The organism is uncultured Adlercreutzia sp. (assembly GCA_910585575.1).
Taxonomy (GTDB): domain Bacteria; phylum Actinomycetota; class Coriobacteriia; order Coriobacteriales; family Eggerthellaceae; genus Adlercreutzia.
Window position 1 is genome coordinate 17757 of the sequence record CAJUFS010000010.1, and the last position, 14579, is coordinate 32335.

General features: G+C 62.5%; 14 protein-coding genes. 3 read left to right on the forward strand and 11 right to left on the reverse strand.

Translation table 11 applies throughout. The features are described 5' to 3' along the window. Nucleotides 1–72: 72 nt before the first annotated feature. From QZ307_RS02170 to QZ307_RS02185, 4 genes are all read right to left on the reverse strand, one after another. A complete protein-coding gene (locus QZ307_RS02170) occupies nt 73–1467 on the reverse strand; it encodes an AI-2E family transporter (RefSeq protein WP_295995154.1) in 1395 nt (464 codons plus the stop codon). A gap of 42 nt (nt 1468–1509) precedes the next feature. Further along, on the reverse strand, nt 1510–2379 hold the full coding sequence (locus QZ307_RS02175; protein ID WP_295995157.1) for a DUF948 domain-containing protein: 870 nt from the start codon (nt 2377–2379) through the stop codon (nt 1510–1512). A 202-nt stretch (nt 2380–2581) separates the two neighbouring features. Next, nucleotides 2582–3898 carry a replication-associated recombination protein A gene (locus tag QZ307_RS02180; protein ID WP_295995159.1) on the reverse strand — a complete coding sequence of 439 codons (1317 nt, stop codon included), beginning with the start codon at nt 3896–3898 and terminating at the stop codon, nt 2582–2584. A gap of 353 nt (nt 3899–4251) precedes the next feature. Continuing rightward, nucleotides 4252–5064 carry a UTP--glucose-1-phosphate uridylyltransferase gene (locus QZ307_RS02185; RefSeq protein WP_295995163.1) on the reverse strand — a complete coding sequence of 271 codons (813 nt, stop codon included), beginning with the start codon at nt 5062–5064 and terminating at the stop codon, nt 4252–4254. Nucleotides 5065–5131: 67 nt separating this feature from the next. Between QZ307_RS02185 and QZ307_RS02190 the strand changes: the two genes are divergently transcribed. Both QZ307_RS02190 and QZ307_RS02195 read left to right on the forward strand, forming a co-directional pair. Next, nucleotides 5132–6205, forward strand: a complete 1074-nt coding sequence (locus tag QZ307_RS02190) for an FAD:protein FMN transferase (protein ID WP_295995166.1) — start codon at nt 5132–5134, stop codon at nt 6203–6205. A gap of 130 nt (nt 6206–6335) precedes the next feature. Continuing rightward, nucleotides 6336–7295 carry a MarR family transcriptional regulator gene (locus tag QZ307_RS02195; RefSeq protein ID WP_295995169.1) on the forward strand — a complete coding sequence of 320 codons (960 nt, stop codon included), beginning with the start codon at nt 6336–6338 and terminating at the stop codon, nt 7293–7295. On the opposite strand, the gene QZ307_RS02200 is transcribed toward QZ307_RS02195, so the two are convergent. The 4 genes from QZ307_RS02200 to QZ307_RS02215 are packed head-to-tail and all read right to left on the reverse strand — an operon-like array spanning nt 7292 to nt 11123. Beyond that, complete coding sequence (locus QZ307_RS02200) at nt 7292–8053, reverse strand: hypothetical protein (RefSeq protein ID WP_295995172.1); 762 nt, start codon at nt 8051–8053, stop codon at nt 7292–7294. The genes QZ307_RS02195 and QZ307_RS02200 overlap by 4 nt on opposite strands. Then, nucleotides 8050–9900 (reverse strand): FAD-dependent oxidoreductase, encoded by a 1851-nt coding sequence (locus QZ307_RS02205; protein ID WP_295995178.1) that lies wholly within the window; start codon nt 9898–9900, stop codon nt 8050–8052. The genes QZ307_RS02200 and QZ307_RS02205 overlap by 4 nt, the downstream gene beginning before the upstream one ends. A 4-nt stretch (nt 9901–9904) precedes the next feature. Next, a complete protein-coding gene (locus QZ307_RS02210; RefSeq protein ID WP_295995181.1) occupies nt 9905–10420 on the reverse strand; it encodes an FMN-binding protein in 516 nt (171 codons plus the stop codon). Between the two features lie 13 nt (nt 10421–10433). Next, a complete protein-coding gene (locus QZ307_RS02215; RefSeq protein ID WP_295995184.1) occupies nt 10434–11123 on the reverse strand; it encodes a cytochrome c3 family protein in 690 nt (229 codons plus the stop codon). Between the two features lie 333 nt (nt 11124–11456). Here QZ307_RS02215 and QZ307_RS02220 point away from each other — a divergent pair, with 333 nt between their 5' ends. Then, entirely contained in the window at nt 11457–12596 is a 1140-nt protein-coding gene (locus QZ307_RS02220) for a DUF5692 family protein (RefSeq protein WP_275207186.1), read from the forward strand. Nucleotides 12597–12871: 275 nt separating this feature from the next. Here the strand turns inward: QZ307_RS02220 and QZ307_RS02225 are convergent, their stop codons facing one another. From QZ307_RS02225 to QZ307_RS02235, 3 genes are all read right to left on the reverse strand, one after another. Then, nucleotides 12872–13288, reverse strand: coding sequence for a DUF454 family protein (locus QZ307_RS02225; protein WP_295995190.1), 417 nt, complete (start codon nt 13286–13288; stop codon nt 12872–12874). Between the two features lie 274 nt (nt 13289–13562). Beyond that, nucleotides 13563–13754, reverse strand: coding sequence for a hypothetical protein (locus QZ307_RS02230; RefSeq protein ID WP_295995193.1), 192 nt, complete (start codon nt 13752–13754; stop codon nt 13563–13565). Nucleotides 13755–13813: 59 nt separating this feature from the next. Further along, complete coding sequence (locus QZ307_RS02235) at nt 13814–14578, reverse strand: cytochrome c biogenesis protein (protein ID WP_295995195.1); 765 nt, start codon at nt 14576–14578, stop codon at nt 13814–13816. Nucleotide 14579: the final 1 nt, after the last annotated feature.

The window sequence follows — 14579 nt, forward strand, 5'->3', positions numbered from 1 at the left end:
GTACAAATACGGGAAACACAGCGTCCTGCCCTCGAAATACGCAGGGGCGGCTTGGCAACCGCCCCTGAAAGGTTAGCGCTGGTTCTTTCCGCCCTTGCCGTGCGGGGACTCCGGCGGCCGCGGCGTCACCTTGCCGTGATGCTGCGGCCGCATATGGGGAAGCCGCTGGAAAAAGGCCGTGTCCTCGAGGCGGACAGCCTTCATGGAGCCCGTGGAGCCGGGGCTCGTGGCGTCGGCAGCGGGGTTGACCACCTCGTTGTCCGAGGGGACGCCCTTGAAGAACACGCCGTCCTCGGCCACCAAGTGACGCCCCGTCCGCTTCTCGAAGTAGTATACGAACACGGACTTGGCCACGGCCACCAGGGGGATGGAGGCGAGCATGCCCACAAGCGATCCCATAAGGCCGCTCATGGCACCGCCCAGAGCCGAGCCCACCATCAAGGCCATGAGCATGAGAGCCGGATGGATGTCCACGGAGTTCTGCATGATCTTCGGCGACACGAAGGTGTACACCAGCTGCTGGATGACAATGGTGGCCAGCAGCGCGATGAGGGCCACCAACGGGCTGACAAAGATAGCCGCAATGGCAGCCAGCGCACCGCCGAGCCAGGGGCCGATGATGGGAATGATGTTCAGCACGCCAGTGATAAGGCCCAGCACCGCGGCGTTGGGAACGCCGGCTACCTGAAAGACGATGCCGCAGCCCACGCCGATAACAGCGCACTGGAGCAGCGTGCCCTTGATGTAGCCGCCCATGACGCGGGTGAAGGTGGCATGGAAGAACTCGGCGTCCTCCTGGTGCTTCGGGCCGATGAGACGACGGGTCTCGCGCCCGATGGCCGGCAGCTCCATGAGAATCCAGAAGGCAATGACCAGGCCGAATCCGAAGGCCATAAGGCCGTTAGCCAGCGTGGTGCTGAAGGCCATGATGCCGTTGGCACTGCCCTGGGCGATGGAAGAGGCCCAGGCCGCCGCCGACTTCTGCACCTCAGCGATGACGCTTTTCACCGTGTCGTCCTCGAATACCGGCGCATAGCGGGTGTACATGTCGTTGCCCCAAGCAATGACGGCATCCACGTAATGGGGCATGTTCGACAGCAAGTCATTGAACTGAGCATTCAAGCCGAACATTGGGGAGAAGAGCAGGAACCCCACCAGGGCAATGACCAGGGCCATGACAATATAGGCAATAGTGGTGCCCACGGCGCGATTCACATGGTGCTTTTCCAGGCCGTTCACAATACCGCGCAGGCAGAACACGATGATGATGGTCCAAATGAGGATGGCCACCGGCACCGATAGGATGTTCATGAGGTAGACGACCACGCCCAGCAACAGAATGCCGGCAATAACCGACCAAAGATCGAGGAAGCGCACGCGCGCCTTGGCCTCCTTCAGGCCCCAGGGAAGGGCGCGATGGGCGGGTTCAGCCGTAGATGCTTGATGGGATGCGGTCTCGAGGCTCATGAAATCACCTGGTTCATGCTTTTTGCGTACACGGCGCCGCGATTACTGAACGGTGTAAGGGCTGTCGCCCGTCGGCTTTACGGGAGCCGGCTTCGCCTGGGCAGCCGCCGCGTTCGGTGAAATGGCGGGGTCGACCGCGGACTCGTCGGTATCGCCATCGGTGGCCGTTACCGCCGCGTTCGTGATGGTGGCAGCCGTGCCGTCCAGCTGGTCCTCGAAGCTCTGGGCCTTGGCCTGGCGCGCCTTGCCCTCGGCCTTGCGCTCGGCCATGCGGGCCTTCTGCTCGGATACGAGCGCGCTGGCGGCGCTCCCTACGGCGCTGACCGCATCGGCCACGGTGGCCTGACGCGGAGCCGGCTCGCCCTCGTGGGCGGCAGCATCGGCTGCCGCGCCCAGGGTTACGGACTCGTCCGAAGCGTAGCGGGGCTTGAATCGATTGCGCAGGCGCCCCGTCAGCGTGTTGACGAGATCGATGGGGGCACTCGTGACGGTATCCACCGAGCCGGCCACCTTCGACACCGAATCGGTGATCTGGGTGACATCCTCGAGGATTTGATCGACGCGCATCAGCTCGAGGTTGGCCGCATCAACGGTAAGCGACAGGCGCTCGAGCAGGGGGTCGACACGATCAACGGCCGGCTTCACGCCGGTCATGGACTCATTCACCTTGGCCACCAGGGGCTGCACCTCTTCGGTGAGCAGCGTGTTCACGTTGCCTACCAGCGGATCAACCTGAGCCGTGATCTTTTCGACGTTTTGCAGGGTGGGGACGAGCTCTTTGTGCGCGTCATCGATGGTGGAGCGCGTCGAGCGAATGGTGAGGGCCAACTCGACCACAAACCATACAAGCACAGCGCCAACCAGCACATACACAATAGGCAATGCCACATTGACCACAGCGGCGAAATCCATGATGAGCCTCCTTATATTTACGAAGACTTGACTATACTATTACCTTGCTCATTCTAATAAGTCACCCAGGGATTCCACAGAGCGCCACCACAAGGTAGCCGTTTCGTAAACGGCCGTAGACAAGGTGTCAAGCAAGGAGAGCGCACCTTGGTTTTCGCGCGGCTCGCTCTGCCCCCACCGAAGCGCGCACCGTGCCCAAACGCTAGCCCTGAGGCCGGCGGTCGCGGGCGGCGGCGTCGGTGCGATAAGCCTCCCAGCCTCGTTCGCTGGGCTGGTAGAAGCAACCGCGCTCCAGGCCGTCGGGCAGATACTGCTGATCAACCCAACCGCCGGGATAGTTGTGGGGATAGCGATAGGTGCCGTAGTTCTCGGAACCGGGACGGTGCCGGTCGCGCAAATAATCGGGCACCTTGCGGGCTGGCCCGTTGCGCACCTCGCGCAGGGCAGCGTCGATGGCCGCCTCGGCAGCATTCGACTTGGGGGCCAGGGCCAAGTAGATGGCTGCCTGGGCCAGGTTGATGCGACACTCCGGGTACCCGATAACCTCGGCGGCGCGGAAGGCCGCTTCGGCCACCAGAAGCGCCTGGGGGTCGGCGTTGCCGATATCCTCCGAGGCGGCAATGTACATGCGTCGGGCGATGAACTTCGGGTCCTCTCCCCCGTCAATCATGCGGGCAAGCCAATACACGGCCGCATCGGGATCGCTGCCGCGCATGGACTTGATGAACGCGGAGATGATGTCGTAGTGCATGTCCTTGTTCTTGTCGTAGGGCAGCGCGCGATGCGGCGTGGCGGTGCGCACCATAGCCTCGGTAATGGCCGCCGGCGCCTCGGCCGTTCCCGGGGCCACCAAAGCCGCCGCCAGCTCCAGGGTGGTAAGCGCCCCGCGACCATCGCCCCCAGCTAAGGTGACGATGGCGTCAAGGGCTGCATCCTCTACTACGTACTGCCTCGCCAGACCGCGCTCATCGGCCACGGCACGGCGCACCAGCTGGGCAATTTCCTCGTCGGAAAGCGAATGCAGCTCCACCACGCGCGACCGCGAAATAAGAGCCGAGTTCACCTCGAAGAAGGGGTTTTCCGTAGTAGCGCCCACCAGCACCACCAGACGGTCCTCCACCGCATGGAGCAGCGCATCTTGCTGGGAGCGATTGAAACGGTGGATCTCGTCCACGAACAAGATGGTACGCAGCCCACCCATGACAAGCCGCTTTTCGGCCGCGTCAATTTCACGGCGCAAGTCGGACACGGTGCCCCCAATAGCAGACACCTCCACAAAAGTGGCTTTTGTGGACTCGGCAATGACATGGGCCAGCGACGTTTTGCCCGTGCCTGCTGGCCCGAACAAGATAACCGAGCTAAGCGCGTCGTTCTCGATAGCCGCACGCATCCAGCTTCCCTCGCCCACGGCCTCGGCTTGGCCCACCACCTCGTCGAGCGTACGCGGCCGCATACGCACCGCCAAAGGCGCCACCGTGAGCTTCTGATCATTCTCCATTGCAGTAAACAAAGTATCCATAGCGAACATGGTAGCACATTTGTTCGAATAGCAACATCTCGCTGCAAAAAAGAAGCGGCCCAGCCGGAGGGGGCCGGCTGGGCCAGAAGGAGGGGGATTGCGACTCTCTCAGGAGTCGCTTTCTGCTTTAAAAGAGACAAAGCAGGCAAGTGATCGGAGGGGTTGTCTCACTTGCTGACGTCAGTATAACAAGCACCCTTGAATTCCCTATGACGGAGCCGTGGTGAACTTGTGGATTTGATTACTCATCGTTAAGTTTTTCGTCACCTTTTCTGGGGTTTTGCGCCCCAAAGTCTTCGTCGGCCCCCACCGAGCGTGCGCCGAGCCAAGCCACCGCGCGCCCACCGTCCTCTCTAGGCGTTCTGGCGCTCGAACAGAATGTTGTTCGTCTCCAGCCAGCTTTCCACCGTGCCTGTGTCGAACCCGTCGTCGGGGTTCACCACCAACGCGTACATCTCCTCTTCCTGAAGCACCGCGTCGAGCGCGTCGGTCAGCTGGATCTCGCCGCCCACACCGGGCTCGACATCGGCCAGAAGCTCCATCACGCGCGGCGAGAGCAGGTAGCGCCCGAACACGGCCAAATTGGACGGCGCGTCCTCAAGGGCCGGCTTCTCCACCAGCGAGTCCACCTTCCACACGTTGTCGGCCACCGGGGCACCGGCAATGACGCCGAAACGGCTTACCTGATCGTCGGGCACCGGCATCACGGCAATGACACTGGCACCATTATGGGCATCGGACACCTCCTTCATAGCCGGCAGCATGTCGTTGCCCGGCACCAGCACATCGCCCAGCAGCACATAGAAGGGCTCGTCGGCCGTTTGCTCGGCGGCGCAGCGGACGGCATGGCCCAGGCCCAGCGCCTCCTCCTGATACACGTAGCCCACATTCAGGTTGCCCACGTACTCGACGGCATCGGCATAGGCGTCCTTACCGCGCTCGCGTAAAAGCGCCACCAGCTCGGGGTTCGGCGTAAAATGATCTTCAATGGCCTGCTTCTCGCGGCTGTTGATGATGATCACCTCATCGGCGCCCGAGGCCAAGCCCTCCTCGACCACGTACTGAATAGCGGGGCGATCCACCACCAGCAGCATCTCCTTCGGCTGAGCCTTCGTGGCCGGCAGGAAGCGGGTACCCAGGCCCGCAGCGGGAATCAGTGCCTTCATCGAGCGCCTTTCTCTCCGTAATTCGCATACGCCCCGATATTACAGGATATGGCCTATACTGGCACCTATGGAAAACGGCAACGCGCAAAATATCGATCCCATTCCCTCGGAGTCGTTCTTCGAATTCACGGCGCCTGCCGAGGGTAAACCGGCTACGGCGCACTTCCTGGCATTCAATACGGTGATCGAGCTCCAGGCCTATGGAAACGCAGCCGAGGCCCAAGCGGCCTTCGAGGAGGCCCGCAGCGCCTGTCGCACCTATGAGCGCCTGTTCAGCCGCACCCTCCCCCACTCCGATATCTCCCGCATCAACAACGCCGGCGGCCGCCCCGTGGCCATCGACGAGCGCACCTTCGACTTGCTGCAGAAAGCCGTCGGCTACTGCGCTGCCAGCGAGGGCACCTTCGACATTACCGTAGGACCACTCGTGCGCCTGTGGGATTTCCATCGCGGGCGCAAGGCCGACCCCTCCATGCTTGCCTACGCTGCCAAGCACGTTCATTGGCAAAACCTGAAGCTGTGGAAGGAAGACGCCGCGGTAGCGGCGCCCGACAGCGAACGGCTCGGGTGCGACGCCAATGCGGCCGAGCGGCAAGCAGGCGGCGAACCTTTGCCGCCGCCAACCTTCTGGGCCCAACTGGCCGACCCCCAGGCAGCGGTGGATGTCGGAGGCATTGCAAAGGGTTGGATTGCCGACGCGCTTATGGAGGGCCTGCAGCGTCACGGGCTCGCAGGCATCATCGTGAACCTGGGCGGCAACGTACTCGTATCGGGCACGAAGCCCGATGGGTCGTCCTGGCGCGTGGGCGTGCGCGACCCCCGCAACCCTGCCGAGCTTCTGGGTGCGGTACCGCTCGTCCGCGGCTCCGCCGTCACCAGCGGCGTCTACGAGCGCTGCTTCACCGACAGCGAAGGACGTTTCTACCACCATATCCTCTCGCCCCTCACGGGCCAGCCCGTGGATACCGACGTCGCCGGCGTCACCGTCGTATGCGAAAAATCCATCGATGCCGAGGGTTTCTCCACCACCCTTCTTGCCCTGGGCACCGAACGAGGCCGCGCCCTGGTAGAGCGCCACCCCGAAATCGCCCAGGCCTTCTTCGTCGACGCCGAGGGCACCATCACCCCGGCGCGGGTCTAACCACTTAAGGCCTTCCGAAATTTCTCGGTACTTCGCGAGAAAAACCATTGTCGCGCAGAGGGCCAATACGCAAGAAGCGTTACAATTATCGTTACTTCAATGAACTATTCTCTGCGTCTCTCGAGGAGCCATGACCGCCGCCGCAACAGACAACACTACGCCCTTTTCGCTTGACTCCACGTACTTCGTGGCCTTCGAGATGGCCCACGAGGCCTTGCGGCGCGGCCTTGCAGCGGCAAGTCGTCTCAACGCCACCCAGTACCGGGTGCTGACAAAGCTTCTCCAAGCCACCAAGCCTTTGCGCCAGAGCGATCTGGGGGCGGTGCTGAATATGAAAGCGAACGTCATCACTCAGGCCGTTGACACTCTCGAGCGTGAAGGGCTCGCCACCCGAACGACAGGCGACACCGATGGTCGTACCCGCTATGTCCAAGTCACCGAAGCCGGCAGAAACCATGTAGCTGCCGCGAACGTTTCCCTTGTGGAAAGCTTGTACGCGAACTTCCCCACCGAGAATCCCACCTATCGCACCATCCTCGAGGCCGCTGTGGCAGCTGGCGCCGAAATAGAGCCGCCCCTGGATACGGCCCGGGCCCAGAAGTTTCCCGCCTCGCGGGCCCTGGTGTCGGTTGAGCTTATCCGCCAGGAAACCGAGCGCGTACTGAAGGAGGCCACCGGTGCCTCGTTCAACGAGTGCCGTATCGTGCAACGCCTGGCCGAAACCGATCGCCCCGAGCGCGTGGGCGCCTTGGCCGAAGCCCTTATGATGTCGCCCGTCAACGCCGCGCGCGCTACGGAGCGCTTAGTGCAGCGCGGTTGGGCCCAGCGCCTGAAGTCGCCCCACGACAAGAAGGCCGTCTATGTGGCCCTTACCGACGAGGGCGTCTACGAGGCCCAGGTCATCGGCACCACCGTGAACGAGCTGGCCCAAAACAAACTCTGGGCAAACCTCACGCCTGACCAGCGCCAGGCCATAGAAAAGGTCGGCCACGTCGTCGTAGCCGACCTCAACGCCCGCAAGCAGGCCAAAGAACAAGCAGACCTGGCCGCCCTTATCCCGGCGCCCGCCACCGCGGACAAGTTGAATTAAACCGCCGGCGCAGTTTCGCAAGCCACCGGTACCGTGCCCTTCCCCAGTTTCCCCAGGTAAGCCTGCGCGCCGAACAGCATCACCAGGTTCACCGCCAGATCAGCCGCAAACCAAGCACCCAGCACGGGCAAGTCGATGGCCGCGGTGTTCAGGGCCCCGAAGGTGCCCACGGTCAGCACCATGACCACGGCACCGCACAAAGCCACGGCCGCCACCAGCGAGGCCGTCAGGCTGCGCCCAGCGCGGGCGCGAGCCACGCAGGCGCACACCACCAGCGAGGCAGCGCCCAGAAGCGTGCCCAGAAACGCCGCGAAACCCACCACGCCCAGCACGATGACCGGCAGCCCCGGCAGCTTCGAGCTCATGGAACCCACCTGCACCGCCGACAGAATGCCGAGCACCACGATGACCAGGCACACCAGCGCCACAAGCGCCGTGGCCCAGCCCCAAAGAAACGCCGTGCCCGCACGCCCCGTGCCTTCGCGACCCTGGGCGTACAGCGCGCCATAGAGCACCGGACCCGCCGTGGACACCACCAGCGCCAGCCCTGCGGCAAACAGAAACGCCACGAAGGCCGAGCCCGTGAGGATCGAGCAGATCACATCGAGAATAGCCACTCCCGACGCCGAGATGTAGTCGAAGGCCAGGATGCCCGTGGCCCCGGCCACCGTCAGGCCGATACGACCCAGAAGCGCTATGACCAGCGCCATGGCGAACAGCGTCAGAAACGGCCGCGCCATACCTTTCATTGCCTTCATCGGGCACCTCCCATCTCGTTTTCCACCGCACTGGTACCGCACAGGTAGCCGCCGCAGAACGCCAGCCCCACGTCGCCCATGAGCGAGCCCAGAATAGGATCGCCAATGTAGCTGTTCTCACCGCAGGCGCCGCCGGCCGTATGCCAGCCGGCGTACAGACCGGGAATAACGCGGCCGTTCGTGCCTACGACCTGCATCTGATCGTTGATGAGCAGGCCGGCCTTGGTGCCGTACAGGTTGCCGCCGATGCGGCAGCCGTAGAACGGCGGCTCGGTGATGGCATGGAGCCACTCAGGCGGCATGGGATACATGAAGTCGTCCTCGCCGCGCTCGCAGGCCTCGTTCCATCGGGCCACAGCCTCGGTGAGCACGCCTTCGGCCAGGCCCAGATCGGCCTCCAGCTCTTCCAAGGTATCGCGGCGCTTCAGTACGTCGGCGTCGATGGCGTCCTGCACGCCGTGATGCCAGTCGCGATAGTGCTCGGGCACCTTCTCAATCTGCTCCAAGTCCGGCGTGATGAGCTTACGGCAGTGCTCTTGGGCAAACCCGGCCAGATGATCCTCGTAGTTGGCGTCGAAGATAATGTAGGAGCGATGGCCTGGCGGGGTCATCTGGATGGTGGCCAAGTCGCCCAAAGCGTAGATGGCATTGGCGCCGTCCTCACCCACGCGGGAATCCATGTAGCGCAGACGGTTGCCGCAGCGGTCGATGGTCAACCACGGCTGGCGGGACAGCTGAGTCATGCCGTCGTAGAGGAAGCGCGCCCAGGTGCCGCCCTCAGCCTGCCAGTCCACGCCGCCATCGAAGGAGGCGGAGGAATTGAAGCCGGACACATCGGCTCCGGCCCCCAGGCCCATGCGGAAGCACTCGCCGGTCTCGCTGGCCGTCAAGTAGCTGGAGGCGCAGCCCATGGCTGCCGTGGGAATGTACTTATCAAGCAGGGCCTTGTTGTTGCAGAAGCCGCCCGCCGTCAAAATGACGGCGTTCTTGGCGTGAATGTAGCGCTCGTCGGTGAAGCCCTCGTTGATGACCACGCCCACCACGCGGCCGTCGTCATCCTGCACCAGGGCCACGGCGGGACTCTGGAACTTGTAGTCCACGCCCTTGCGCTGGCCATAGGCGAACATGGCATCCGTGGCATCCTTCATCTTCAGCACATGATGGTCCAGCGTGGAGTTCTTAGGAGCCACGTACACCGGTACCTCGCCCAAACGCCACTGCACGCCGCAGTCGGCCATCCAGTCCAAGCTCGGGCCGCCCTCCGAGGCAATCTTGTAGATAAGCTTCGGGTCGGCCGCGTAATGGTACTCGTCCATAGCCCAGTCGGTCAGAGCCTGGGCGTCGAAGGGATAGCTGGGGAAGGCGAACTTCTTGCCCTCCTGCATGGACATACCTCCCAGAATGCCGCACATGCCCGCTTCCTGGGCATTGCCGCCGGGAAGCCCCAGGGCTTCGACGCAGATGGTGTTCGCGCCCAGCTCGGCCGCGCGGGCCGCCGCGTTCAGACCGCCGCCGCCGGCACCCACCACGCAGATGTCGCATTCGTAGTCCCACGAAGCCGGCACCGCGCGCGGCGGAATAGGCGACGCGTCGTTGGCCGGGAAGGCCTCGGGGTTGTGGTCGCGGTAAGTGCCGTCCGCGGCACTGGCGTTGGTAGCCGCGCTTTCGGGCACTGTCGGCGCGTTATCTCCCTCGCGCGTCCAATTGCCGTAGCGCTCGTCGGCCCCAAACGCGGACTCGGCACCGAACAGCCCGGCTACAGCCGCCGCCCCGGCGGCAACCGCCGACCCCGTCAGAAAGTCGCGGCGCGACAAACCGGAGGAGATCGTCTTATGCTCTGTCGTCATGGCTCTACGCCTCCTCTCCGGTTGCATCGGCCGCGGTAGCTTCCGCGGCCACGCCCTGCTCGGCTTGGGCCAGGGCATCATCGACTGCCTGCTTCACGCCGGCCGTGGTAATGGTGGCCCCCGAAATGGTATCGATGTCCGACCCCTGGGCCGCCTCGATCATCTGGGCGTACTTGCCATCGCGAATGGCCTCGTAGCCACCACGGCTCTGGCTCTCGCCCTCTTGGGTGGTCTCCAAGCACGAAATGCGGCCGTCATCCACCAGCAGCGTCACCGTGATGAGGCCTTCCATGCCCTTGCCCACGCCGACGTACACACCATCGTGCAGCGATCCCTCGGCTTTAGCTGCCGGATCGGCTGCTGTTTCCACAGCCCACGGATCGTCCGCGTGCAGCGCCAGCTGCTCGGCGCTGGCAGCGTCCTTGGAGCCCGAGCCCTCGAAAGACGCTCCGCAGCCAGACAGGCCCAGCGTCAACGCCGCCGCACTGCAGGCAACCATCGTTAACTTACTCGCATGCATTGCTCCCCCTCCCCTAGGCCTTATCTGCTGGCTCGGCACTCTGCACGGGAGCCGCCCAGCCTTCGGGAACCTGGTAGTCGTGACAAGTGTTGCAGTACATCATGGATTGACCGTGCGCGCTGTGACAGCTACTGCAATCCAGTTGATAGCCCTGGTGGGACTCATGGGGGTTCACACCCTCCTCGCCGCCCCAGTCCTGGGTGGCCGCGACGACCCCTTCGAAGTCATGGCAGTCGGGCGTAGCGCACATCTGCGCATCCGAGCGCACGCCCACCGTGGTCAGCATGCCGTCTTCTCCCACAGAATAGTCGCCACGAACCCAAGCAAGCCCCTCGGTGATCTGCTCGTCGATCTTGGGCTCATGGCAGTCGAGGCACGTAGTGTCGGCCACCTGATGGACATGGGCCATGAGGGCCTCGTCTTGATAGTAGCCCTCCACATAGGGATCCATCGGTTCATGGCAGATGGCATTGCAGAACGAAGGGCTCTCGTGCCACACGAGAAAGCCCGCGCCGGCCACCACCAACACGACGGCTATCACGCCCACCACCATCGGCCACTTTTTGCGCGGTCGCTGCGGCGCCGGCGGCGCACCGTCGCGCCCCGGTACCCCGGGGCCGGCGCTGCCGCTTTCGACATTACCTTCGTCGGCAAGAGCCCCTTGGGGCTCCTTCTCGGATGCCGGCCTTTTCTCATCCCCCATCATGACCCCTCCAATCGTTCCATTCCGATTTTCAGTAATTTCTTCGTGAAAGTTTTTATTTACTTTCATTTATGAAATTTATGGCAGGCATACTAGCAAGATTTTTCCCGTATAACAAGGATTTATTGACGAATAATTTATATATGTCAATTGTTATCGGTTTGGTAATTTGTGAATATTGACTGAAGATGACGATGGGAGTATGGTTTTTGCCAACGAGCAAGGAACGGCCTTGCAAAGCCAGTGGGGGTGGGCCAGCACGGCACCGCGTCCTTTCCTGATCCACCCCCGCTGCGCTCGCCCATCAGTGGTATCGATTAAGGAGGGATACCCATGTTATTCGACGTGTACGGACCCAACGCGCTGTACCAGTGGCTTGGCTTGGCCCTGGTGCTGGTGGCGCTCATTCTGCTCAATGAGTTCGCCCGCCGCACCAAAGCCGGCGGCATGATCATGTTCTTCGGCGTGTCGGCCGTCATGACGGTATACTGCATCGCCATTGCCATCGGGGCTGGTATGGGACAGGAATGGGCCCTCAACAACCCCACGCACACCGACATGAACAGCTGGTTCCACTACGCCAAGGTGTACGCAGCCCTGGCCGGCTGCATCGGCTTCATGGCGCTAAAGTACTCCTGGGGCAAGATCGGCCGCTCCCATTGGTTCAAGGCCTTCCCCTTCGTCATCGTGGCCATCAACATCATGATCGCCGTGGTGTCCGACTTCGAGAGTGCCTTCCGTGCCTTCGGCACCACCTGGGTATCCTCCGAGGGCGTCACCCTGTACGGCGGCTGGCACAACGTGTTCAACGGCATCGCCGGCATCCTGAACATCCTGTGCATGACCGGCTGGTTCGGCATCTACATCTCCAAGAAGCGCCAGGACATGCTGTGGCCTGACATGACCTGGGTGTTCATCATTGCCTACGACCTGTGGAATTTCTGCTACACCTACAACTGCCTGCCCACCCATTCCTGGTACTGCGGCATCGCGCTGCTGCTGGCGCCTACCATCGCTGGTCTTATCTGGAACAAGGGCGGCTGGATCCAGAACCGCGCCTTTACCCTGGCCATGTGGTGCATGTTCTGCCAGATGGTTCCCATGTTCGCCAACGACTCCATCTTCGCGGCGAACTCCGTGAATAACCCCAACGTGAACCTGGCCGTGTCCCTCATCGCCCTGTTCGCCAACATCGCCGCCCTGGCCTACATTGCCTACCGCTCCAAGAAGCTGGGCGTGAACCCCTACAAGCAGGAAGTCTTCGTGGGCACCAAGGACTTCACCGAGGCCATGGAGCGCCGCGCCGACACCGCCTACCTGCTTGAGACCGAGCCGAAGAGCGCTACGGCCGCCGAGATCGCCGAGATGGTGGCCTACAACGAGCTGCCCGTGAACGGCGAAGTGGGCTTCGTCTACGTGGCCAAGGACGCGGGCGACACCACCGTCGAAGTGGAAACGACGCAACGGAAATAACCGCACCCCGTCTTCGCCGTCCACGAAACGCACGAAGGGAGCCCGCCGGGGCTCCCTTCTTTGTTGGTGAATGAACTTCTACGCCGCCGTCCCCGCCTTCTCCTGGTCCCGCGGCGCACGCAGCCCTCAAAGGCTTTGTAGTGGATGAATTCCTGCGGCGTAGCACCTGCACCACTCGAGTCTGCGACGTGCCCCCCCAAAAAAAAGCTTTGCCGCAGAACGTTGGCAGGGGCTTCTAGGCTTCTAGGCTTCTAGGCTTCTAGGCTTCTAGGCTTCTAGGCTTCTAGTTCCAGCTCGTCGCCCAAGGGAGCGACGGCGGCTTTTTCGATAGTGGGAATATGGAACATGGCCAACCACAGCAGGAACAAAGCCACAGCAGCAAGAATGCCCCACACCAGGGGCTTCTGCACCAACAGGGCCGATACCACCAGCACGGCATAAGAAATGGCCAACATTCGCACTTTGGCTCCTACCGGCATGCCGCCGGCCTCTTTGAAGGGCACTACGTAGGCGCGATAGACCTTGGTTCCCGTTATCCAGGCGTGGGCGCGGGGCGAGCACTTCGCGAAAAGAAACGTGGCCAGCAACAGCAACGGCGTCGTGGGCAGCACGGGCACGAACACGCCCACAATGCCCAGCCCGCAGGCCAGCCACGCCACTCCCAGCAGCAGTCCGCGCAGGATTGGATTCATGGCACTCCCCTCTTCAACTTTTGCCCTGGGCGTTTCCCCGGCGCGTCCGTTGCCGCCATCATGCCACCTCAGAAGCTCAGCGAAACACTTACTGCATCCAGCATATAAGAGAAGCCCGTCCAGGCTCATCACCTGAACGGGCTATTCCATGCGCACTCAACCGGATAATCATCCGCTTGGTAAGCCAGATGCTTTCCCACTTGGCACCTTCCGTACCAGAGGGGCGGCGCTGCAGCGAGCCAGGGAGGGCGTTCCCTCCGAAGACCCGCGGCAACTACTGGGTCTTGGCCTTTTGATCGGCCACGGCTTCTTCCAGCAGCATGAGCTGGGCCTCAGCCTTCTTCGTGCCACGGAAGATCATGAGCACGTACACCAGCAGCGCCACCCACAGAAGGGCATAGGCGGCAATGATATACGGTGCCGAGGGCAGAATAGTGGAATAGATATCGGCAAGAATGGGGTTCATGGTTCGACCTTTCTATCGCGGCTGCTTCTCGGTCGAGAAGCGGGCCATCGTTCGCATCGCTAGTCTTCGAGGGATTCCTTGAGCGCTTCCACGCGCTGGGTCAGGCGCACCTGATTGAAACGGGCGCGGTACAGGGCAAAGCCCACCAGCAGCATCCCTAGGGCGCACAGGCCCACGCACATGCCCATTTCGGGGCTCATGCCGCCCTCGCGCAGCACCACCGGGTGGATGGACGAGGGAATAAGGCGCGTGATCATGAAGCAGATGGGCACGTCCACCGTAGCGATAATGGCGATAACAGCGGCAAAGGTAGCCTTGCGCTCCGGCTCGTCCACCGAGCTGCGCAGCACGAAGTAGGCGATGACAATGAGCATCAAAATGAGGTAGGTGGTCAGACGGGGCTCCCAGCTCCACCACACGCCCCACTCGAAGCGCGTCCACATCTCGCCGGTAATCATGGTCATGATGATGAACAGCAGCGAAATTTCCAGACAGATGCGCGAGCAGGTGTCGAAGCGCTGGTTCTTCGTCATGAGGAAGCGCACCGCGTAGTAGCAGCCGAAGGCCATGCCCAGAAACGAGGTGATGGCCACGGGCATATGGAAGTAGAAGATCTTCTGCGACAGCAGCATCTTCTGGGACACCATGGAGTCGCCGATAAGCTCGACACCGTCCACCGCCGCACCGCCCACAGGGGGCACGATGAAAAACGCCATAAGGAAGCCGAGAGTAGTCAGCACCGCTCCGGCAATCAGGGCCGGCGCCATCAGCTTATCGGGCCACTGCCCCACCTCCGGCAACTTCAGTTTCTTCTTGTCGGCCACA

Coding starts and splice junctions, on each gene's coding strand:
- QZ307_RS02170 (WP_295995154.1), bottom strand. CDS start 1,467: ATGAGCCTCGAGACCGCATCCCATCAAGCATCTACGGCTGAACCCGCC.
- QZ307_RS02175 (WP_295995157.1), bottom strand. CDS start 2,379: ATGGATTTCGCCGCTGTGGTCAATGTGGCATTGCCTATTGTGTATGTG.
- QZ307_RS02180 (WP_295995159.1), bottom strand. CDS start 3,898: ATGGATACTTTGTTTACTGCAATGGAGAATGATCAGAAGCTCACGGTG.
- QZ307_RS02185 (WP_295995163.1), bottom strand. CDS start 5,064: ATGAAGGCACTGATTCCCGCTGCGGGCCTGGGTACCCGCTTCCTGCCG.
- QZ307_RS02190 (WP_295995166.1), top strand. CDS start 5,132: ATGGAAAACGGCAACGCGCAAAATATCGATCCCATTCCCTCGGAGTCG.
- QZ307_RS02195 (WP_295995169.1), top strand. CDS start 6,336: ATGACCGCCGCCGCAACAGACAACACTACGCCCTTTTCGCTTGACTCC.
- QZ307_RS02200 (WP_295995172.1), bottom strand. CDS start 8,053: ATGAAGGCAATGAAAGGTATGGCGCGGCCGTTTCTGACGCTGTTCGCC.
- QZ307_RS02205 (WP_295995178.1), bottom strand. CDS start 9,900: ATGACGACAGAGCATAAGACGATCTCCTCCGGTTTGTCGCGCCGCGAC.
- QZ307_RS02210 (WP_295995181.1), bottom strand. CDS start 10,420: ATGCATGCGAGTAAGTTAACGATGGTTGCCTGCAGTGCGGCGGCGTTG.
- QZ307_RS02215 (WP_295995184.1), bottom strand. CDS start 11,123: ATGGGGGATGAGAAAAGGCCGGCATCCGAGAAGGAGCCCCAAGGGGCT.
- QZ307_RS02220 (WP_275207186.1), top strand. CDS start 11,457: ATGTTATTCGACGTGTACGGACCCAACGCGCTGTACCAGTGGCTTGGC.
- QZ307_RS02225 (WP_295995190.1), bottom strand. CDS start 13,288: ATGAATCCAATCCTGCGCGGACTGCTGCTGGGAGTGGCGTGGCTGGCC.
- QZ307_RS02230 (WP_295995193.1), bottom strand. CDS start 13,754: ATGAACCCCATTCTTGCCGATATCTATTCCACTATTCTGCCCTCGGCA.